General features: G+C 63.8%; 21 protein-coding genes and 4 pseudogenes. 16 read left to right on the plus strand and 9 right to left on the minus strand.

Features of this window, described 5'->3' with window-relative positions; all coding sequences use genetic code 11:
• Positions 1-226: 226 nt before the first annotated feature.
• From AB6806_RS20875 to AB6806_RS20910, 8 genes are all read left to right on the plus strand, one after another.
• The gene (locus AB6806_RS20875; protein ID WP_370955529.1) at positions 227-703 is read left to right on the plus strand and encodes an Hsp20 family protein; all 477 of its coding nucleotides are present in this window, start codon (positions 227-229) and stop codon (positions 701-703) included.
• A 98-nt stretch (positions 704-801) separates the two neighbouring features.
• Positions 802-1,311, plus strand: coding sequence for an Hsp20/alpha crystallin family protein (locus tag AB6806_RS20880; RefSeq protein ID WP_370955457.1), 510 nt, complete (start codon positions 802-804; stop codon positions 1,309-1,311).
• A 74-nt stretch (positions 1,312-1,385) separates the two neighbouring features.
• The gene (locus tag AB6806_RS20885; RefSeq protein ID WP_370955458.1) at positions 1,386-2,123 is read left to right on the plus strand and encodes an NADH dehydrogenase ubiquinone Fe-S protein 4; all 738 of its coding nucleotides are present in this window, start codon (positions 1,386-1,388) and stop codon (positions 2,121-2,123) included.
• Between the two features lie 9 nt (positions 2,124-2,132).
• Entirely contained in the window at positions 2,133-2,480 is a 348-nt protein-coding gene (locus tag AB6806_RS20890) for a DNA-directed RNA polymerase subunit omega (protein WP_370955459.1), read from the plus strand.
• On the plus strand, positions 2,481-2,729 hold the full coding sequence (locus AB6806_RS20895) for an SPW repeat domain-containing protein (protein WP_370955460.1): 249 nt from the start codon (positions 2,481-2,483) through the stop codon (positions 2,727-2,729).
• 26 nt (positions 2,730-2,755) lie between these two features.
• Positions 2,756-2,917, plus strand: a complete 162-nt coding sequence (locus AB6806_RS20900) for a hypothetical protein (RefSeq protein WP_370955461.1) — start codon at positions 2,756-2,758, stop codon at positions 2,915-2,917.
• Between the two features lie 10 nt (positions 2,918-2,927).
• Positions 2,928-4,316 carry a Do family serine endopeptidase gene (locus tag AB6806_RS20905; protein WP_370955530.1) on the plus strand — a complete coding sequence of 463 codons (1,389 nt, stop codon included), beginning with the start codon at positions 2,928-2,930 and terminating at the stop codon, positions 4,314-4,316.
• 181 nt (positions 4,317-4,497) lie between these two features.
• Complete coding sequence (locus tag AB6806_RS20910; RefSeq protein WP_370955462.1) at positions 4,498-4,716, plus strand: hypothetical protein; 219 nt, start codon at positions 4,498-4,500, stop codon at positions 4,714-4,716.
• 32 nt (positions 4,717-4,748) lie between these two features.
• Here the strand turns inward: AB6806_RS20910 and AB6806_RS20915 are convergent, their stop codons facing one another.
• Positions 4,749-6,962, minus strand: a complete 2,214-nt coding sequence (locus AB6806_RS20915; protein ID WP_370955463.1) for an amylo-alpha-1,6-glucosidase — start codon at positions 6,960-6,962, stop codon at positions 4,749-4,751.
• A gap of 17 nt (positions 6,963-6,979) precedes the next feature.
• Positions 6,980-8,074 carry a glycosyltransferase family 4 protein gene (locus tag AB6806_RS20920; RefSeq protein ID WP_370955531.1) on the minus strand — a complete coding sequence of 365 codons (1,095 nt, stop codon included), beginning with the start codon at positions 8,072-8,074 and terminating at the stop codon, positions 6,980-6,982.
• A gap of 870 nt (positions 8,075-8,944) precedes the next feature.
• Between AB6806_RS20920 and AB6806_RS20925 the strand changes: the two are divergent.
• A pseudogene (locus tag AB6806_RS20925) lies at positions 8,945-9,783 on the plus strand (IS3 family transposase); the annotation flags it as partial.
• A 262-nt stretch (positions 9,784-10,045) separates the two neighbouring features.
• Here AB6806_RS20925 and AB6806_RS20930 read toward each other — a convergent pair.
• The 4 genes from AB6806_RS20930 to AB6806_RS20945 form a co-directional block, all read right to left on the minus strand.
• Entirely contained in the window at positions 10,046-10,666 is a 621-nt protein-coding gene (locus tag AB6806_RS20930; RefSeq protein WP_370955464.1) for a uridine kinase family protein, read from the minus strand.
• Position 10,667: 1 nt separating this feature from the next.
• Positions 10,668-11,135, minus strand: a complete 468-nt coding sequence (locus tag AB6806_RS20935; RefSeq protein WP_370955465.1) for an SRPBCC family protein — start codon at positions 11,133-11,135, stop codon at positions 10,668-10,670.
• On the minus strand, positions 11,125-11,463 hold the full coding sequence (locus tag AB6806_RS20940; protein ID WP_370955466.1) for an ArsR/SmtB family transcription factor: 339 nt from the start codon (positions 11,461-11,463) through the stop codon (positions 11,125-11,127). Before AB6806_RS20940 ends, AB6806_RS20935 begins: the two co-directional genes overlap by 11 nt.
• Before the next feature lie 126 nt (positions 11,464-11,589).
• On the minus strand, positions 11,590-12,015 hold the full coding sequence (locus AB6806_RS20945; RefSeq protein ID WP_370955467.1) for a VOC family protein: 426 nt from the start codon (positions 12,013-12,015) through the stop codon (positions 11,590-11,592).
• A 115-nt stretch (positions 12,016-12,130) separates the two neighbouring features.
• Here AB6806_RS20945 and AB6806_RS20950 point away from each other — a divergent pair, with 115 nt between their 5' ends.
• From AB6806_RS20950 to AB6806_RS20960, 3 genes and pseudogenes are all read left to right on the plus strand, one after another.
• On the plus strand, positions 12,131-12,694 hold the full coding sequence (locus AB6806_RS20950; RefSeq protein WP_370955468.1) for a TetR/AcrR family transcriptional regulator: 564 nt from the start codon (positions 12,131-12,133) through the stop codon (positions 12,692-12,694).
• Positions 12,695-12,722: 28 nt separating this feature from the next.
• Complete coding sequence (locus AB6806_RS20955) at positions 12,723-13,127, plus strand: DUF1428 domain-containing protein (protein ID WP_370955469.1); 405 nt, start codon at positions 12,723-12,725, stop codon at positions 13,125-13,127.
• Between the two features lie 296 nt (positions 13,128-13,423).
• Positions 13,424-14,054: pseudogene (locus AB6806_RS20960) on the plus strand (ATPase, T2SS/T4P/T4SS family); the annotation flags it as partial.
• Here the strand turns inward: AB6806_RS20960 and AB6806_RS20965 are convergent.
• From AB6806_RS20965 to AB6806_RS20975, 3 genes and pseudogenes are all read right to left on the minus strand, one after another.
• A pseudogene (locus AB6806_RS20965) lies at positions 14,032-14,250 on the minus strand (transposase); the annotation flags it as partial. The pseudogenes AB6806_RS20960 and AB6806_RS20965 sit on opposite strands and share 23 nt — an antisense overlap.
• Before the next feature lie 275 nt (positions 14,251-14,525).
• Positions 14,526-14,807, minus strand: a complete 282-nt coding sequence (locus AB6806_RS20970) for a hypothetical protein (RefSeq protein ID WP_370955538.1) — start codon at positions 14,805-14,807, stop codon at positions 14,526-14,528.
• Positions 14,808-15,004: 197 nt separating this feature from the next.
• Positions 15,005-15,283, minus strand: a complete 279-nt coding sequence (locus tag AB6806_RS20975) for an alcohol dehydrogenase catalytic domain-containing protein (RefSeq protein ID WP_370955470.1) — start codon at positions 15,281-15,283, stop codon at positions 15,005-15,007.
• Here AB6806_RS20975 and AB6806_RS20980 point away from each other — a divergent pair.
• From AB6806_RS20980 to AB6806_RS20995, 4 genes and pseudogenes are all read left to right on the plus strand, one after another.
• Positions 15,243-15,440, plus strand: coding sequence for an amidohydrolase family protein (locus AB6806_RS20980; RefSeq protein ID WP_370955471.1), 198 nt, complete (start codon positions 15,243-15,245; stop codon positions 15,438-15,440). The two genes, AB6806_RS20975 and AB6806_RS20980, sit on opposite strands and share 41 nt — an antisense overlap.
• 67 nt (positions 15,441-15,507) lie before the next feature.
• On the plus strand, positions 15,508-15,843 hold the full coding sequence (locus tag AB6806_RS20985; protein WP_370955472.1) for a gamma-glutamyltransferase: 336 nt from the start codon (positions 15,508-15,510) through the stop codon (positions 15,841-15,843).
• 40 nt (positions 15,844-15,883) lie between these two features.
• Positions 15,884-16,564: pseudogene (locus AB6806_RS20990) on the plus strand (gamma-glutamyltransferase); the annotation flags it as partial.
• A 13-nt stretch (positions 16,565-16,577) separates the two neighbouring features.
• Positions 16,578-18,431 carry a type II toxin-antitoxin system HipA family toxin gene (locus AB6806_RS20995; RefSeq protein ID WP_370955473.1) on the plus strand — a complete coding sequence of 618 codons (1,854 nt, stop codon included), beginning with the start codon at positions 16,578-16,580 and terminating at the stop codon, positions 18,429-18,431.
• Positions 18,432-18,489 lie beyond the last annotated feature (58 nt).

An 18,489-nucleotide genomic window follows, 5' to 3' on the forward strand; every position in this document is an offset into this window, starting at 1 on the left:
GAACGACCATCACCGCAATAAGTGGTCGCACTTTTACGGGTTGCTTTAGCGCCTCTCCTGCTGCGCTCTGTGATCGCGGCGATGGCCTTGCGATCGATCGATGGGCTCAAGATCTCAAGCTCTTGACACGGTGATGCTCTTTCCTAAATCGCTCCTTACCGGCTGCCAGTTGGGGCCGGTTATAGACCAACTCTTGTATCCATGTTGCTCAAAGGAGGATGTGGCTATGGGAACCACTTTCGACTTTACTCCCCTGTTCCGGTCGAGCATCGGCTTCGACCGAATGCTGAACGCTCTCGACGCCGCGAGCCGCGTTGAGCCGATCAACAACTGGCCGCCTTACGACATCGCCAAAATGGGCGAGGACGATTATCGCATCACGATGGCGGTGGCCGGCTTCTCGCAGGACGAGCTGACCGTCACCCAGGAGCAGAACATGCTCATGGTGTCGGGCCAGAAGGTGGGTGAGAATGATGACCGGTATCTGCATCGCGGCATTCCAGGCCAGGCGTTCCAGCGCCGTTTCGAGCTCGCCGACCATGTGAAGGTCGTCGACGCCAGCCTTCTGAACGGCCTGCTGACCATCGACCTCAAGCGCGAGCTTCCCGAGGAGATGAAGCCGCGCCGGATCGAGATCGCGACCGGAAAGGCGCTGCCCAAGATCGAAACGAAGGCGATGGAGCCCGCGAAGCAGGCGGCCTGAGGCCACTTCAAACGACGCAACCCGAATGCGGTGCCGGGGACGAGCCCGGCGCCGACGGGACAATATTGCCCATCACACGAACGGAAAGGCGTGATTCAATGAGTGTCCGTGATCTGATCCCCTGGAGCCGTGGCAACGGCAACCAGGTTCCAAGTGTCTTCCGCGACGGCGATCGCGACCCGGTTCTGTCGCTGCACCGCGAGATGAACCGGCTGTTCGAGGACGTCTTCCGCGGCTTCGGTTCGGGCCTGCCGTCCTTGGGCGGCGCCTCTGCTTTCGGCGGGGGCTGGCCGAGCGTCGAGATCTCCGACGGCGAGAAGGAGATCAAGGTGACGGCCGAGGTACCGGGGCTCGAGGAAAAGGACATCGAGGTCCTGCTCGACGACGGCGTGCTGACCCTAAAGGGCGAGAAGCGCTCCGAGACGGAGGACAAGGACAGGCAGTTCTCCGAGCGCTTCTATGGCCGCTTCGAGCGCCGCATCCCGCTTGGCACCGAGGTCAAGGAAGACAAGGTCGATGCGCGCTTCAGGAACGGCGTGCTGACCGTGACCTTGCCCAAAAGCGAGAAGGCGCAGTCTCAGGTCAAGCGCATCGCGATCAGGAATTGATGCATGGCAGGCGCCGGCGGCGGGCCCGATCGCCGCCGCCGGCAGCATCCTTCGCCAGACAAGGGAGGGATGAGATGGAGACAACTGGACAGATTAAGGAAACGACGAAACTGCATGTCCCGCCGGGCTGGCCGTCGAACGACAACCGGCACAAGCCGCTTGCGATGGGGCGCTCAACCTTTCCCGATGACGCCGTCGCCTGGATCTACAAGCCATCACGGTCCGTGATGACCTCGGGCAAATCGCCGACGAAGGGCTGGCGTCTGCGCTTCGTGCCGCGCCGCGCGCCCTTCTTCGAACCGTTGATGGGCTGGACAGGCGGCGAGGATACGCTGTCCCAGGTCGAGCTCGATTTTCCGACGCGGGAGTCGGCCGTCCGCTACGCCGAACGGCAGGGGCTTGCCTATGTCGTTCAATCGACGAATGGATCGGCGCGGGACCGGCGGCGGAGGCGGGGGGCGGCCCATACCTTCTCCGACGCGACGCTACAGAAACTCGGGCTGAAGAACCTTCAGGACAGCTATGGACGCGCCATCGACGGAGCGGCAAACCGCAACGACCCGCCCGGTCCGCAGAACTGGAAATCGCCGATCGACGTGGTCCGCGACCCGATGCTGTCGCTCGATGCCAAGCGCTCGGTTCTGATCAACTGGGCGTTCACTGAGTATCTGATCGACCAGGCGACGAACGAAGGCATGCCGGAGAACCACCGGCCCTCGCGCCTCGATGAGGTAGAGCAGGCCTTGCTCGCGCTGGAGCGGGGGTTGACGAGCGTCCATCGGCCCCGGCGCGGCAGGCGGCATGAGGCATGAGGTGCGGCGATGGACCCGCTCGTCGTCTTCGATTGTGAGAAGGTTCTGCCGAACCGCTTTGCCGTGGCGCTGACGGCAGCCGCGCGCAGCCGGGCGCTCCGCAGGGGGGCCTTGCCGCGGTCGCAGGCAATGGCCGTCGGCGCGGACGAGCTGGCGCTGCGCGAGATCGCCGAGGGCGCGTTCACCCCGGTCGAACTCGCTCAGTTCCTGGGCGGGCCGGGCCGAGCTGATCTGCTTCCCGCTCCCACCCGGCAGCAAGAGCATTGCCCCGGCGCTCCCGACGAGGGCGTCGAGGCACCCGTCCCCAGCTCGCGGGGACGGTTCATTGATGACGCAACCAACCAACAAGGAGGATGAATGATGCTGAAATCGCTGTCTTTCAACCGGACGACGCTCGATGTTGTCGCCATCGTCGCCGGTTTCGGTCTGTTCCTGTCGCCCTGGTATCTCGGCTACGCAGCCGAAGCTTATGCGGCCCGCAACGCCTGGATCGTCGGCGCCGCCGTCGTGGCCTTCGCCGCCCTGGCGCTATTCGCCTTTCATCAGGTCGAGGAGTGGGCCAACCTCGCGCTTGGCCTGTGGACAGTCATCGCCCCTGGGCGGTAGGCTTTAGCGCGGTCTCTAGCGCTGTCATGGCCGATGTCGTCGCCGGCTTGGTCATCGCGATCCTGGCGGCGGCGAGCCTGTGGCACGACAACGACCGACCCTGCTCGAACCGGCCCGGCCTCGTGCCGGGCCATTTCTTTAACCCACCGTCTGACGTCAGACGGAAAGGGATGATGCCGATCGTCTGATCAACGGGAGATTGCTCGTGTTCAAGATCGTCGGAGGGCTTCACCCGACCTCATCGCTTTCTGTGCCGCTCTGGTTCTTGCAGGAGGCCTGCCATCGTCGACTGGGGGACAACCGGTTTCCGGAAAGGCAATTGAACGTCCCACGGTTGCGCCGGTACTTGCGCGGGTGACACCAGCGGTGGTCAATATCGCGGTCGTCGCGGAAACGCCGGCCGCATCGAATCAGCTCTACAGCGACCCCTATTTCCGACGCTTCTTCGATCTTCCGGAGGCACTGCCTCCGCGACAGCGCATGAGCGCCGGCTCCGGCGTCATCGTCGATGCAGCCAGGGGCCATGTGCTAACCAACCATCACGTCGTCGCCAATGCGCGGGAGATCACGGTCACGCTGAAGGATGGGCGGCGGATGCGTGCCGAGCTCGTCGGCTCGGATCAGGCGACCGACATCGCCCTGCTCAAGGTCGGGGCGAGCAACCTCGTCGCGCTCGAGGCCGGCGATTCGGATAGCCTCCAGGTCGGCGACTACGTTGTCGCGATCGGCAATCCCTTTGGCCTCGGGCAGACGGTGACCTCCGGCATCATAAGCGCTCTCGGTCGCAGCGGCATCAACAACGAAGGCTACGAGGACTTCATCCAGACCGACGCTTCGATCAATCCTGGCAATTCGGGCGGTGCGCTCGTCACGCTCGACGGCAAGCTCGCTGGCATCAACACCGCGATCCTGAGGCCGGCCGGCGGCAATATCGGGATCGGCTTCGCCGTGCCGAGCAACATGGCGGTTTCGGTCATGCGGCAGCCGATCGCGCATGGCGAGGTGCGTCGCGGCAGGCTCGGCGCTGGCATACAGGATCTCACGCCCGATCTGGCACAGGCGCTCGATCTCGGCGATCAGCGCGGCGCCGTCATCGCCAATGTCGAGTCCGGCTCGGCGGCCGAGAAGGCCGGGTTGCGGGCCGGCGACGTCGTCACTGCGGTCGGCGGACGTCCCGTGCACGGCGCGACGGATCTCAGGAACAGGATCGGCCTCACCCCCGTCGGGACCCGGATTGACCTGACGGTCAAAGCCAGCGAGGGGGAGACGCTGATCAGCGTGACGATCGCGCAGGAGGCAACGGAGTCGGGCAATCATTCGGGAACCGCGTTCGACGGCGCCCGCCTGCGGGAAGCTTCGAGCGAAGAGGCTCGCCGGCTTGGGGCCGCCAGTATCTTAGTCGAGAGCATCCTTCCCGGCAGCCCTGCCGCGCACGCCGGTTTGCGGCCAGGCGACGCGATCGTGGCGGTCAAACGGGCCCCGGTCTCTTCAATCCAGGACCTGTCTCGCCGTATGGCCGGGACCCGTGCGACATTGGCCATAGAACTGGTCCGCAACGGCGGCCGCCTGCTGCTGATCGTTAGGTAAGTCGACGAGAACCCATGGATATCGACAAGAAAACGCAGATCGCCGAAGTCGCCGCGATGCCCGTGTCCGGTCCGGATGGCGCCATCGATCGCTGAGCGGTGATATCATTTGTCGGCGGGAGGGTTCACCTGCCGCGCCTCCCGCCCTATCTCCTCAACAGGATCAAGCGAGGAGGACCGGCATGACGGCCGAAGACATCGTCGCGATTCTCGGCCCGGTCGACGCGACACTGGTCGCGGACATCGGTCAGATTGGCGCGACGCGTGAAGAACTCGCCCAGGCCTGGGCCTGGTTTAATGCGGACGAGCCGCTGATCAATGATGGCCGCCCCTTGCCCTCCGGTCGGGTCGCCGAGCTGGTCGGCCTGTTCGAAACACTGGAACTCGACCCCGAGGATTGAAACCCGGCGGCGCCCGGTCGCCGCCGGTACGCTCAGCTCGTCGTCAGGACCCGCAGGGCCCCGCGCCGCTCAAGCACGTCGACGACAACCTTGGCCCCGGAGCGGCGCAGCGTCACGTCGGCGCCGCCGCCGTCAAGCACGAGGTTGCGCAGCGTGACCTCGTCGAGGAACTCCGGCAGCGTCGGCTCATCGAAGGTGACGTGCCGCCGCCCCGGGTCAAAGCCAAGACCGAGGCAGCTTTGCAGCATGAAGAGCGGCGCTACTGCTGCCCAGGCCTGCGGCATGCAGGCCACCGGATAGAAGGTCGGCCCGCGCGTATGCTGGCGGGGAAAACCGCAGAACAGTTCCGGCAGGCGGCGTAGATCGATATAGGTTGAAGCGGCGAAGAGCCCTTCGAAGATTCGCGCCGCCTCGCGCTTGAAGCCGTAGCGGGCGAGGCCTGCGGCGATCAGGGCATTGTCGTGCGGCCAGACCGAGCCGTTGTGATAGCTCATCGGATTGTAGCGCGCTTCCGTGCTCGACAGCGTGCGCACGCCCCAGCCGCAAAACAGACCCGGCCCCATCAGCGTGCGTGTGAGCGCGGCAGCACGCTCTGGCAGCGCGATGCCGGTGAGCAGTGCGTGGCCGGCATTCGACGTCCGCACCCGGCAAGGCCGCTTCTCCCCGTCCAGCGCGAGCACATAGGTACCGAGCGCTTCATCGAAGAAGGCCGCGTCGAAACTCTGCCGGAGGCGCTCCGCCCGGCGCTCGAAGTGCGTCGCCTCCGCCACATGGCCGAGTCCGCAGGCAATCTCGGCAGCGGCGCGCCAGGCGCCGTAGACATAGGCTTGCACCTCGGCAAGTGCGATCGGCCCCTTTGCCAGAGCACCGTCATCATGGAAGACGGAATCGTAACTGTCCTTCCAGCCTTGATTGATCAGCCCCTCTTCGGTCCGCCGTCCGTATTCGACGAAGCCGTCGCCATCGCGATCGCCATGCTTTTCGATCCAGCCGAGCGCCGCCTGCACATGAGGCCAGAGCCGGCGCGCCGTCGCGAAATCGCCGGTCCGCTCAAAATGGGCGCCCGCCAGCATGACGAAGAGCGGGGTGGAATCGACGCTGCCGTAGTAGCGTCGGAACGGCACCTCCCTCAATTCCGCCATCTCGCCATGACGCACCTCGTGCAGGATCTTGCCGGGCTCGGCATCGGCCTCGGGGTCGAACTCCCTCGCTTGGTTGACGGCGAGATGCTGGAGCACGCCGCGGGCGATGGCGGGATCCAGCCACAGCGTCTCCAGCGCGGTGATCAGCGCGTCGCGCCCGAACACCGTGCTGAACCACGGGATGCCGGCATAAGGATAAGGGCCCTCGGGCGTGTCGGTGACGAGCATGTAGAGGTCGGAGACCGAGCGGCGCACCGCCTCGTTGAAAATGTCGTTCGAGGTGACGACCGCCACGGCCCGTGAGGCTGAGGAACGCAGCGCCCGGCGCGCATCCCTCAACGCGCGAAGGAACGCGGGACGCGCCGGTTCATCGTCAACCTTGTCGCAGGCGATCTCCAGCACGAGCGTACTGGCTTCGCGCGGAGCAAGATCAACGACGAACGTCGCGCGATCCGCCGCGAGTTCTTGCGGCATCGGATCGAAGCGCAGCGTCGTCTCCCTTCGGCGTCCGTCGAGCCCCAGATAGGCGAGCGTGACGCGATCCGATGCCATCTTCGGTTCTTGCAGCGCACCCCGGCGTACCCGCACGGTGCCGCGTACCTCGAATAGATCGGAGAAGTCGGCGGCGAAGGCGATGTCGATCCGCACCCGCCGCAGCCGGTTGTCGAAATTGCGGATGGCGATACGCTCATGGCAGGCGCCGTTCCACAGGAAGCGGGACCGACGCAGATGCAAAAGGTCATGTTCCAGGACCAGGCGGCCCTTGGCATCGAATAGGTCCGGGTTGGTGAGGTCGCATGTCGCCGTCGCGTTATCGTCGCGTAGCGTCGAGGACAGCAGCATTGGCCGCCGCCCGTCAATAGTCAGGTAGAGGTGCGAGAGATAACGGGTGTCGCGATGATAGACGCCCTCAGGGCTACCCGGCCCAGCGAGCGCATCACCATTGTGGTCGAACACGGCGAAGGTATCGCCGTGCTTGAGGGTGCGCGGCCGCCGCTCCTGAAGCGAGGCGGCGGCCGGGATGAAGAACTGCGCCAGCGGTGCACCGGGGCCGGCTGGGGCCGGCGCATGGGCGACCGCTTCCGCGCTGGTGCTGCCGTGCATCAGCTTCCTCCCATTCGTCAGGCGACCGCCCGCAGATCAATGTCGCTGACGATCTCAGCCGGACGCCTTGTGGCGGCGCGGCGCAGGCCCGGCAGGTCGCGATAGATGGCGAGGTAGTCCTGCGCCATCCGCTCGGCGGTGAAGCGCTCCTCGAAGGTTGCGCGCACCTTGGCGCGGTCGAGCCGGTGAATGCGCCGGGCTGCGGCGACGGCTTCGTCGAGGTCGCGCACGATGAAACCGGTGACGCCGTCCTCGATCACCTCGGGCACCGATCCGTTGCGGAAGGCGATGACCGGTGTGCCACAGGCTATCGCTTCGATCATGACGAGGCCGAACGGCTCCGGCCAGTCGATCGGGAACAACAGGGCGCAGGCATTGCCGAGGAATTCGGCCTTGTCATGCTCGCTGATTTCCCCGACGAACTCGACATTGGGATGCGAAGCCACCATCGGCCCGATCGTTCCGTCCCAATAGGCTTGGTCGGCCTTGTCGACCTTGGCGGCGATCTTCAGCTTCATGCCGGCGCGCGCGGCTATCTCAATGGCGCGGTCCGGTCGCTTCTCGGGCGAGATCCGACCCAGGAAGGCGAGGTAGCCGTCCTTCGGATCTGGGCTGAAAGGTAGAATGTCCTTCGGCAGCCCATGGTGCACCGTGCCGGCCCAGTTCGCCATAGGCAAGGGTCGGCGCTGGTCGTCGGAGATCGAGACCAGCGGATAATGCGGTAAGAGCGAGTAGAACGGCGGCAGATCCGGCAGGTCGAGCCGTCCGTGCAGCGTCGTGACCATCCGGTCGACGAAGGCGGCGGCGAGCGGGTAGTGCAGGAAGTCGATGTGGAAATGCAGGACATCGAACTCCTCGGCGCGGCGGCGGACCTGTTCGAGCATGAGCATGTGGTACGGTAGAGGGTCACGGACGGCCGGATTCAGGCGCAGGGCCATGTCGCAGCACGGGACGAGCTCGGCCCTTGTCTTCGAGTCGGCGCTCGCAAAGAGCGTGACCTCATGTCCCTGACGGACGAGTTCATCGGTCAGATAGGACACAATGCGTTCGGTGCCTCCGTAGAGGCGTGGCGGGCAGGACTCCGCGAGCGGAGCGATCTGGGCAATCTTCATCGACAAAACCTCCTCATTCGAGCAAAGCGTTGACAATGAGCACCTACCGGAGAGGTCCTCCGGCCACCCGCATGGGCGTGGCCGTCGTTCCGGACCTCCTAACTGGAGCCGCAGCTTCCTGATCGAGGTGCGGCCGATCCGCATCCTCGAATCCCGTTCGCCCGGCATAAGGCCGCGACGAACCAAACAACAGCGGCCATGCGGGACAGGACCTCCTCCGTTGGCGGTGTCATGGAGATGCGAGCGGGCGGAACACCCGTGCATCGCGGTCGAGTTAGGGAGCGCCGCCCGAGCCTTCAAGATCCGCAGAGCATGGCTTTGCGAGGGCCGGAGTCGGTTTAAGGGCTCAGATCACGTTGCCCTGGCTACCGGTTATTCGGATAGGCACGTCAACTTCATGAACCCGGTGGTCCAGAATTAACACTGCGGCAGGAACCCTGCGCTAGATGGACGACATGGAAAACCCCTTCTTGATCGCAGCCGGTATGATAGCCGTGGTGGCGCTTGCCTGGCTCGTGTCCAATAGGTGGGGCTGATCCGGAGAAGACGCAGCCCAGCTCAGCCACGCGGCAGGCACGCCGTCGCTGCGCATCATCGCTCCCGTTCTGCCCGGCCCAATCGCTCGGTGCTAGGCCTTTTTCGTTTTAGGCGGTGTCGTGGCAACGCCGTGCTGGCGCTGTGACGGACTGGCGGTGCGTTCCATTGCCTTGCAGACGTGAGACAATGTGTGAATTGCCTTCAAAACTTGACGGCGAGCACGCCTTTGAAGGAATGGTCCTGGGCCTCCTCCGCGAGCTGGCCGGTATTGATCCACCCCCGTTGAATTGGTCCACCCTGAGTATGTCTTTTTTGGCAGACAGGAGGACCGCAATGCCGAAGAAGCGCCACAAGCCCGAAGAGATTGTCGTGAAGCTACGCCAGGTCGATGTGTTGGTCTCGCAGGGGCAATCCGTTGCCGATGCGATCCGCTCGATCGGCGTGACGGAGGTTAGCTATTACCGGCGGCGCCGAGAGTTCGGCGGCCTGAAAACGGATCAGGTGAAGCGGATGAAGGATCTCGAGGCCGAGAACGCCCGCCTTCGCCGTGCCGTCGCGGATCTGACGCTCGACAAGTTGATCCCGAAGGAGGCGGCTTCGGGAAACTGGTAAGCCCCGAGCGTCGCCCTGTCTGCATCGAGCATGTTCGGCTCGCCCTCAAGGTTTCGGAACGGCGGGTCTGCCGTGTGCTCGGGCAGCACCGCTCGACCCAGCGCCGGATCCCGCACGGACGCGACGATGAGGAGCAACTTATCGCCGACATCGTCGAACTGGTCCGCCGCTATGGCCGCTACGGCTATCGCGAGATCGCCGCGCTGCTGCGCTCGACGGCAGGCTGGGTGGTCAACGACAAGCGGGTCGAGCGGATCTGGCGACGCGAGGGGCTGAAGGTTCCGGCCCGACAACCCAAACGAGGTCGGCTCTGGCTGGGAGACGGATCCTGCATCCGTCTTCGCGCCGAGCGGCCCAACCATGTCTGGTCCTACGACCTTGTCGCGGACCGCACCCATGATGGGAGAAATTATCGCATGGTCAACATCCTCGACGAGTTCACCCATGAATGCCTGGCGATCCGCATCGATCGCAGGCTGAAGGCGATCGACGTCATCGACGTGCTCTCGGATCTGTTCATCCTGCGCGGCGTGCCGGAGCATGTTCGGTCAGACAACGGGGCCGGCGGATGAGGATAATCGGCCGAGGTCGTCACGAGCCATGCGCCATGATCACCTGATGGACCGCATCGCCCATGATCTGGCCATTTTAGCCCTGGATGAAGCCGTCCCGCGTTAGTAAGTCGCGCCGTCGGGGGCGGTCCCGGTGACAAACTGTGACCCCGGTTTCAGGAGCTGATCCAGAGTGTGCGCCCCGGCCCGCAAACGTCATCGGGTTCGCGATCGCCAGTGATGAATTGCTGCGGCGTAATGGCAGGCATTGCTAGGCTCCGGAAAATTCTACGATGATATCGAAGGCGGCTGGCGGCATGATTGTCTGGAAGTAGAAATCTTCCGCTTCGTGCCATTGCCGTTCCCAACGGCCAATAACGCCCTCGCGCGCCAGGAGGCGGACCGTTCGTGCCTCGTCCGCCACGACCAGCACGACCCGCAGGTCGACCCGATCAGCCAGTTCCGGTCGGCCGGCATAAACGCCTTCGACGATCACGACCGGCTTTGGCACGAGCCTGGTCGGCTGATCGCAAAGCCGGCCATCGAAGGTTTCCCAGTCAAACGCCTGCCAGACGGCCTCACGACCGGTACGCAGGACTTCCAGCACGTGACGTTGCCGCGTCCAGTCGATGCAGGCGGATGCGCGAGCCCGAGGGCTATCGTCGCGAAGCGCGATGCCGCCCACATAGAAATCGTCCCCCTCGATGATGGCGGCGTCGAGCCTGTCCGCCAGCGTCCGCGCCAGCGTGGACTTGCCTGCGCCGCTCCGCCCGTCCAGGGCAACAACAAAGGGCCTGGTCATTCCCTCTGCCCGCGCGGCGATCATGGCCGCAAGCGCGGCCGGTTCGTTCAGCACCCGCGGCATGCCTTTATCCCCGGTCCGGTCGAGCATCTCAGAGCCCTCTCGCCAGTGCCTCCAATTGGTTCAGGCATGTTCCCCAGCCCTCAAGGAAACCCATCTCCTCGTGCTTGACGCGGTCCGCATCATTCTTATGCAGCACCAAGGCGCGGTAGAGCGTGCCGCCCTGCACAGCCTGCATCGTGAAGTCGGCGGTCATGAATGTCTCCGCATTTGGCCGGAATCCGGGGCCCAGTGCATCGGTCCAGACAAGACGCCGCTCCGGCTCGGCCAGCAGGATGCATCCGGGGGTTTCGTCCATCTCCGCTCCCTCGGGCGAAGCCATGACGACTGAGAATATTCCTCCAGGGCGGGCGTCTATGACGGCGCGCGCCACCGTCCAGGGCTGAGGAGCGAACCATTGCTTGAGCAACTCGGGCTCTGTCCAGGCGCGCCAAAGCTGGGCGGGAGTGGCGCTGACCGTCCGCTCCAGCACAAGATCGAGATTGGAATCACGCGTCATCAATTTTCCCTTCATCGTCGAGGTTGGTGAGAACTGCATCGAGGCGGTCGAGCCGCGCCTCCCAAAGGGATCGCTGTTGGCCGAGCCAGCCTTCGGCGGCTTTCGCCGTTTCAGGTTTGAGCCGACAGGTGCGGATGCGGCCGGCTTTGTCGGATTCGATCCAGCCGCCGGCCTCAAGCACCTTCAGGTGCTTGAGGAAACTCGGCAGCGCCATGTCGTGCGGCGCGGCCAGCTCTGAGACCGGCGCCGGGCCCGCCGCCAGACGGGCAATCACCGCACGCCGGGTGGGATCGGCAAGGCCGTGGAAGATCGAATCAAAGTTAGCCATATGGATATCTATATTGCAGAGCGTTTTTCGGTCAATACAGTTAGCTGATCGGCTATCTCTTTTTCGCGATTCAAGATTGGTTCGGATGCAGGTGACGCCAGTTCAGTCTGACAGCCGGTGCGGAGATCACTGCGGCAAGGCGTCAGTGCTGTACTGCGCAGTAAATGCTCCCTGCGGCGGAATCGGTTTGATGATATCGATCAGCACACCGTTGGGATCTTGCATGATGAAATGCCGCTGGCCGAAGTCTTCATCGCGAAGAGTGAGCAGGATCGGGAGCCCGGCAGCGATTACCTGGGCGTATATCCCATCGACGTCGTCAACCTCGAAGTTCAACAGAACGCCCGACGCGCGTCCCCGGGCCGCTTCCGGAATTGTCGCATGATCGCCCTGGAGGATCGCCAGGTTCACGGCCTCGTCGTTGACGGATTGCAGATGAACATACCAGTCGGCTTCGAACATCGGTCGAAACGAGAAATGCTCGATATAGAAGGCTGCGGTCGTTGAAACGTCGTCGACCATGAGGACAGGGTAGTAGCTGGTGATTTTCATGCTTCCCTTCCCTTTCTGATAAACATACAGTCTGCATGTATGTCAAAATAACAAACAGGCAGGCTGTATGCAAACGGAGTCTCAGCGGCGCAGCAACCCCAAGCGGAGCGCCGAGATGCGCGCGCGGCTGACGGCGACGGCACGGCGGCTGTTCGTGGCGGCAGGCTATGCAGCCACCAGCACGCCTGCCATCGTGGCGGAGGCCGGGGTGACCCGGGGCGCGCTCTATCACCACTTCCCCGACAAGCAGGCAATATTCAGGGCTGTCGTCGAGGCTGAATCCAAAGCTGTATCGGACGCTATCAATGCGTCGGATGCGCCGGACATGTCGGCGTTGAAGCGGCTCCTTGCCGGTGCCGAAGCCTATGTTCTCGCGATGCGAGAAGACGGCCGGGTGCGGCTGTTGCTGATCGAGGGACCCGCCGTGCTCGGACGCAATGTGATGCGTGAGATCGAGGCTCGGCATGGCGACGCAAGTCTGAAGGTGGGTCTTCAGGAGGCAATGACGGAGGGCGCCTTGCGCCGCTTGCCGATCGACGCGCTCGCGTCGCAGCTCTCGGCCATGTTCGAGCGTGCCGCTATGGATGTCGCCGAAGGCATGGCTTCAGAGGACGTTGTTGTGGTGATCGAGCAGATCCTGCGGGGCCTGGCGAACCCGGAAAAAGGCGCTCGGCCTTAGGACAACACAGGAAAGGAGAAGGAAGGCGATGTCCTATTTTGATTGTTATCTCATTCCTGTCCCTACGGATAAGCTGAACGCATACAGGTCCTTTTCCGAGCGGATAGCCAAGGTATATCGCGAATATGGCGCCGCCAGCGTGATCGACTGTATCCTTGATGCACGGACGGCGGACGGCACGCAATTCCACGCGGAGGGCGCCCGAAGCCAGGTCGAGGACGCCCAGCTTCGCGATTTCAACGCAGCCGCGGCCGCCAAAGAGGGAGAAACCGTCATTCTGTCCTGGACGGAGTGGCCGAGCAAAAGCAGCCGCGACGAGCTGTTGCCGCGTGTCCTGGCGGACCCGCGCGTTCAGCCACAGGACGATGAGGACATGATCTTCGAGGGCTCCCGGCTGGTTGCGGGTGGATTCTTCAAGCTTCTTGAAACCTGACGCCGTCGGCCTCCCAGAAGAGAGCGGGTAAAGCAACTTTGCCGTTTGGCTCGCGGAATCTCGCCCAATAGCGGCCACGCACCTTGCCCAGTGCGAGCTTGCACTCAACCGTTCGCGCCGTTGAGTGGTCGTCGCTAAGATTCTTTCAAGTAACCGTTGAGCCCGCCGTTTTCCTGTTTTTGTACGCCACAGTACGACGACCACATTTCGGTTGTTGTCATGCCCTGAATTCTGGCTCTTCTACTGATTCCTAATCCAGGGCGCACTTCGCGTGTCCGCACGAGAACGGGGACGACATGGCGGCCACTCATCAGAAATCGGAGGCGATCCTTCGCAGCGCGCGATGCTGCGCACCGCTGTCGGGTCGGCGATCGCCCAATTTCTGGAAGACCCCACGATCGTCGAGGTGATGCTCAAACCCCGATGGGCGGCTCTGGATCCACGGCCTCTCCGACACGGGTGAACGGCCGTCGACCGCTGATGGAGAACGAATCGTCGGCCTCGTCGCGCACCATGTTGGCGCCGAGGTTCATCCTGGCAGCCCCCCGTGTCTCTGTCGAGTTGCCGGCAACAGGGGAGCGGTTCGAAGGCCTTCTGCCTCCCGTCGTCGCCGCACCGGCCTTCGCGATCCGCAAGCCTGCAGTCGCCGTCTTCACGCTCGACGACTATGTCGTGGTCGTCATCATGGCGGCCGACCAGGCTGAAGCGCTGCGGATTGCCGTCGCCAAGCGCCGCAATACCCTCGTTGCCGGCGGCACCTCGACCGGCAAGACGACGCTCACCAACGCGCTTCTTGCCGAGGTGTCGAAGACCTCCGACCGCATGGTGCTGATCGAAGACACCCGCGAGCTGCGATGCGACGCACCGAATCTCGTCGCCGTGCGGACGAAGGACGGCGTCGTCTCGCGCGGCGGAGCCGGGCGTTCTCGGCCTCAAGCTCCTTCATCCGTCTCACCTGATCCGTCTTCAGGCCGCCGAACTCACGGCGCCAACGGTAGTAGCTCACCTCCGTCACGCCGATCGAGCGGATCGCATCGGCAACGGATTGCCCCTGCGAGACCAACACATCGACCTGGCGCAGCTTCGCGACGATCTCTTCGGGCTTGTGACGCTTCTTCGGCATTGCGGTCCTCCTGTCTGCCAAAAGACATGCTTCAGGGTGGACCAATTCAACGGGGGTGGATCACGCTCAGTGGTCGCAGGTGAACGAGGCCATGGACTCTGATTGCCCGCTTCCGGGCCTTGAGGTTATGTGTCCGCTGGTGCCACATGCCGACCGCGAGAAAACGATGCTTAACGATGAAGCCGGGCAAGCACCACTGGCGGTAGTTGATTAACACGCGGCCGGCCGCGCGCTGACAGAGACCAAAAAGTCCATCGCCAAGTCCACGATCGCACTCAACAGTGTCGCGCCACTCGAATGCTCCACCGCAGCTGGAGAACCTCGGTCATTAGCGCGTTGACGTGCGGGTCATGTTCGTCGACCAGGATTGCCTCGACATGCGGCTCGTCGGCATTGACCGGCACATGTATTCGGCGAGGTCGCCGTTCATGATCCGGCCCGAGCGCCTGAACATCACTGGCTCCTAGGCTGGCGACAAGATCGACCTCCCGGAAGCCGATGCGAGCCAGCTCCTCGTCCAGGGCCAACCGATGGCTGATGACGTGATGAGCGCCCAATTTCGTAACCCCATGTGACTGTCTCGGGGCGTGAAGCTGTGGCGATGACTATGAGATTGGTCAGCCGCCGGGCCAACTGGATTAGCATCGAGCCGATTCCGCCGGCCCGTTGATGATTAGGAATGATTGGGCCCTCCTATCATCGCCGCGAGGGACCCGCAGACGATCAAACAATAGCTCCCAGGCGGCCTGTGTGGTCAGCGGAACCGCTGCTGCCTCAGCAGAACTTTGGGCTTATGACCGATGATCCGCCCATCCGCGACGTGCAACTCGGCATTGGCGCCCGGCCGATTGACCGCGCCTGCGTAAAAGACGGAGTCTCCTACCGCGAAGAGCGACACGTCGGCGCCAACCGCCTCGACAACGCCTGCAGCATCGAAGCCCAGGACGCTCGAATTCGAGCTTCGTGCGCGGGTTCTACCGCTGCGTGAGGTTGTGGAGACAGCAACGACGACGGCGGCGAAGCTTTGTCGCATGAAAGGCGAGATCGGGGTGCTGGCGCCCGGTTCGTATGCCGATCTGCTGGTCGTCGATGGCGACCCGACTCAAGACCCGACCCTGTTCCAGAACGATGGCCAGGCACTGCGCGCCATCATGAGGAGCGGGCGCTTCTTCAAGAACGAACTGAACTAGGCGAGAGACCCGTCATGCGCGGAATGATCTTCGCGGCCCAGCCCGAAGCGGCGGAACGGGCGCCGAAATGCTGAGGCGCGGCGGCAACGCCGTCGACACCGCTATTGCCTGCGCCTTCAGCCAGGGTGTCGTCGATCCTCAGATGTGCGGGATCGGCGGGTTTGGCGCGATGCAGATCAGCATGCCGAAGCGCGGCGTGCACACGGTTCTGGAGTTCCTGGCCAGGGCTCCGTTCTCGGCCACGGCCGAGATGTGGGCGGACCGTTTCGTCGGTCAGACCCGCGACGGTTTCGTATTCCTGCTCGACGGCCACGCCAACGAATGCGGTCATCTCGCCGCCGGCACGCCCGGCAACGTCAAGGGCTACTGCGAGGCCCTGGCACGCTTTGGCACGATGAGCTGAAGGATGTCATGGCTTCGGCGATCCGCAGGCCCGTCAGGGCTTCATGGTCCGCCCCTACGTCCATCATTATTGGGCGATCGACCAGCGCGCGATGGGCCAGGTCAACACGGAGGACAAGCTGCGCCTGAGCGAGACCGGTCGTGCGATCTATTTCCACCCTGACGGATCGCTGAAGCGGCCGGGCGACATCGTCTCGAACCCCGACCTCGCGCAGACGCTCGAGCGCATCGCGGCGGCCGGCCCGGCTATTTTCTACACCGGAGAGATTGCCGAGCAGGTCGCCGCCGACATGGCGGCCCCTGGCGGTCTGATTTCGCAAGCCGATCTGGCCGCCTACCAGGTGCGTGAGAAGGCCCCCGTTTGGGGGGAGTATCGCGGCCTGCGCATTGCCGGCAACCCGCCGGCCGCGGGCGGTGTCTCGTTGATCGGTTTGATGCAGATCCTGCAAGAGGAACTTGCCTCGCTCACCCATAATTCGGCCGAGCATCTGCGGATCCTGGCGGAGGCGATGAAGTGGATGACCCGCGCCGCATGGGATCAAGGTCGAACCGTCGGGCTGGGCCGGTGGTGCCGATCCTCAGCGCGACGGCATGGCCATTCGCGTGTGAGAGGTGCTCCGGCTGGACTGCAGCCGCCCCGGCTTCGGCTCATGGAAATGGTCATTATCCCGCATTTCAGATGCGTGATAATTCTTGACATAGTAATGGTTATTGAGGAATGATCGCGCATCTGAAATGCGGGATCATTCCGTGCTCCATCTGGTCGGCGAGACGATCGACGCCAAGCGCGCCCATTTGCGGGCGCAGGCAGGCGAGCTCACTCAGTTGGTCCGCGGCATCTATGTCGACGCGACGGATGACATCGAGGCCACCGTGCTTGGCCATGCGGTGCGGATCGCCCGCTATCTCTATCCAGCTGCCTATCTGGCGTCGGCCAGTGCGAGCCTGCTGGGGCCGACGCCGGATGGGCGGTTGTTCATCAGTGGGCGGCGCAACCAGCGCACGCGTCTGCGCATGCTTGAGATCGTCCAGAACGAGGCGCCCACGCAGCCGTCGACCGTCGTCGTCGTCGTCGGTGACGACATGGGCGAATTACGCGTCGAGGCGTCGTCCCCGCGTCAGCGCTTTCTGGAAGCCTTCCGGCTGCGCAGCGAGCACGCAACCGCGATCACCGAGCCGATGCGGGCGCAGATGGCGGCGCGCCTCGTCGAGGAATACGGGACGCCCCGAGGTGCTGCAGACGCGGTCTGGGGGCTTGCTCGTGAGAATGGCTGGTATCGCGAAGGCGAGGGGGCAGAGCGCTACCTGCTGGCGCGATTAGGCGCGGACAAGATCGTCGGCAACAAGGCGGCACTGGAATTCCGCGTTGCCTGGCACGGAACGCTGCTCGGGCATCTGAGCCATGACGGCTTCGAATGGCGATGGAAGGCTTCCGGGCGAGGCGGCGGTCCACCGCTCATCCGCGAGACGATGCCGGGCAGGCTGCCGCCATTCATCGAGTCCCTCTTGCCGGAGGGGTGGCTCGCTCAGGTCCTGCATCAGCGTGACGAGCGTGGCGTGCTGCGCTCGGGCCGGCGCTATATATCCAACATTGCGATCGTCCGAAACCCTGAGGAACTTACAACGATCGCCGCGGACGTTCTGCAGGGTGAACTCGCGGCCTTCTCGACGGGTGGTTGCTTCACCGGACACTATCAGGGCCCGGGGCGGGGCGAGATCGAGGAGACCTTCGAGCAGAATCTGGCGCGGCTCTATGCTCAGACCCAAACCCCACGCCTGTCGGGCGTCCAAATCAAGGCGCCGATGTGCCTGACCACCGACGGCCTGCTGGTGCCGGCCATCGAGCGGCCGTTTACTCATATCTTCAAGCCGGCCGGCACCGCCGGCTTCGAGACGCTGCCCGTCGTCGAGTGGCTTTGTCTCGAACTCGGCAGGGCGGTGGGCTTCGAAGTGCCCGAAGCCGCTTTGGTCGAGATGCCCGACGGCATGCCGCCGGCGCTTCTTGTCGAGCGCTTCGACATCCGTCGGAGCGCCGATGACCATCGCATGCTGGCGATGGAGGACTTCTGCTCGATCTTGGAGCTCCCGGCCTCGGCGAAATATGACGGCACGATCGAGCGCATGGCACGGGGATTGCGCTCGTTATCGACCGATCCGGCCCCCGATCTCGAAATCTTGTTCCGGCGCGCCCTGTTCGCTTGGTTCATCGCCGACGGCGACATGCATTTGAAGAACCTGGCGCTGTTGAAGTGTGCCGAGCCAGGATCACGTCGGTTCGCGACCGTGAGGTTCGCGCCGCTTTATGATGCGGTCACGACCCGTGTGTTCCCGGGCCTTGCCGGCGATCGGATGGCGTTGAAACTCAATGGCAAGGACGATCGCCTGACGCGTCAGGATTTCCTGACGCTGGCTCGAACCATCGATCTGCCGGCGGCCAGGGCTGAGGCGGCGATAGGGGAACTGGCTACGCGCTTGCGTGACGCAGCACTTCGCATGGCGCTGCCGGAGCGAGTGGCGGAAGGAGCAACTAAAACTGCGGAGGATGCGATGCGTGGCATCATTATCGAACGTATCGGAGTCTTCCTATGACAGATTGTGAATCGGCGCGCCGGCAGGGGCAGAAGCTCGCCGGAGCAAGCTTGTGAGA

This window comes from Allobosea sp. RCC_152_1 (assembly GCF_041360765.1).
GTDB lineage: Bacteria > Pseudomonadota > Alphaproteobacteria > Rhizobiales > Beijerinckiaceae > Allobosea > Allobosea spartocytisi.

Excerpts from the sequence above, each read along its gene's own strand:
- AB6806_RS20875 (WP_370955529.1), top strand. The coding sequence starts at position 227 with ATGGGAACCACTTTCGACTTTACTCCCCTGTTCCGGTCGAGCATCGGC.
- AB6806_RS20880 (WP_370955457.1), top strand. The coding sequence starts at position 802 with ATGAGTGTCCGTGATCTGATCCCCTGGAGCCGTGGCAACGGCAACCAG.
- AB6806_RS20885 (WP_370955458.1), top strand. The coding sequence starts at position 1,386 with ATGGAGACAACTGGACAGATTAAGGAAACGACGAAACTGCATGTCCCG.
- AB6806_RS20890 (WP_370955459.1), top strand. The coding sequence starts at position 2,133 with ATGGACCCGCTCGTCGTCTTCGATTGTGAGAAGGTTCTGCCGAACCGC.
- AB6806_RS20895 (WP_370955460.1), top strand. The coding sequence starts at position 2,481 with ATGATGCTGAAATCGCTGTCTTTCAACCGGACGACGCTCGATGTTGTC.
- AB6806_RS20900 (WP_370955461.1), top strand. The coding sequence starts at position 2,756 with ATGGCCGATGTCGTCGCCGGCTTGGTCATCGCGATCCTGGCGGCGGCG.
- AB6806_RS20910 (WP_370955462.1), top strand. The coding sequence starts at position 4,498 with ATGACGGCCGAAGACATCGTCGCGATTCTCGGCCCGGTCGACGCGACA.
- AB6806_RS20915 (WP_370955463.1), bottom strand. The coding sequence starts at position 6,962 with ATGCACGGCAGCACCAGCGCGGAAGCGGTCGCCCATGCGCCGGCCCCA.
- AB6806_RS20920 (WP_370955531.1), bottom strand. The coding sequence starts at position 8,074 with ATGAAGATTGCCCAGATCGCTCCGCTCGCGGAGTCCTGCCCGCCACGC.
- AB6806_RS20930 (WP_370955464.1), bottom strand. The coding sequence starts at position 10,666 with ATGCTCGACCGGACCGGGGATAAAGGCATGCCGCGGGTGCTGAACGAA.
- AB6806_RS20935 (WP_370955465.1), bottom strand. The coding sequence starts at position 11,135 with ATGACGCGTGATTCCAATCTCGATCTTGTGCTGGAGCGGACGGTCAGC.
- AB6806_RS20940 (WP_370955466.1), bottom strand. The coding sequence starts at position 11,463 with ATGGCTAACTTTGATTCGATCTTCCACGGCCTTGCCGATCCCACCCGG.
- AB6806_RS20945 (WP_370955467.1), bottom strand. The coding sequence starts at position 12,015 with ATGAAAATCACCAGCTACTACCCTGTCCTCATGGTCGACGACGTTTCA.
- AB6806_RS20950 (WP_370955468.1), top strand. The coding sequence starts at position 12,131 with ATGCGCGCGCGGCTGACGGCGACGGCACGGCGGCTGTTCGTGGCGGCA.
- AB6806_RS20955 (WP_370955469.1), top strand. The coding sequence starts at position 12,723 with ATGTCCTATTTTGATTGTTATCTCATTCCTGTCCCTACGGATAAGCTG.
- AB6806_RS20975 (WP_370955470.1), bottom strand. The coding sequence starts at position 15,283 with ATGCGACAAAGCTTCGCCGCCGTCGTCGTTGCTGTCTCCACAACCTCA.
- AB6806_RS20985 (WP_370955472.1), top strand. The coding sequence starts at position 15,508 with ATGCTGAGGCGCGGCGGCAACGCCGTCGACACCGCTATTGCCTGCGCC.
- AB6806_RS20995 (WP_370955473.1), top strand. The coding sequence starts at position 16,578 with ATGCGGGATCATTCCGTGCTCCATCTGGTCGGCGAGACGATCGACGCC.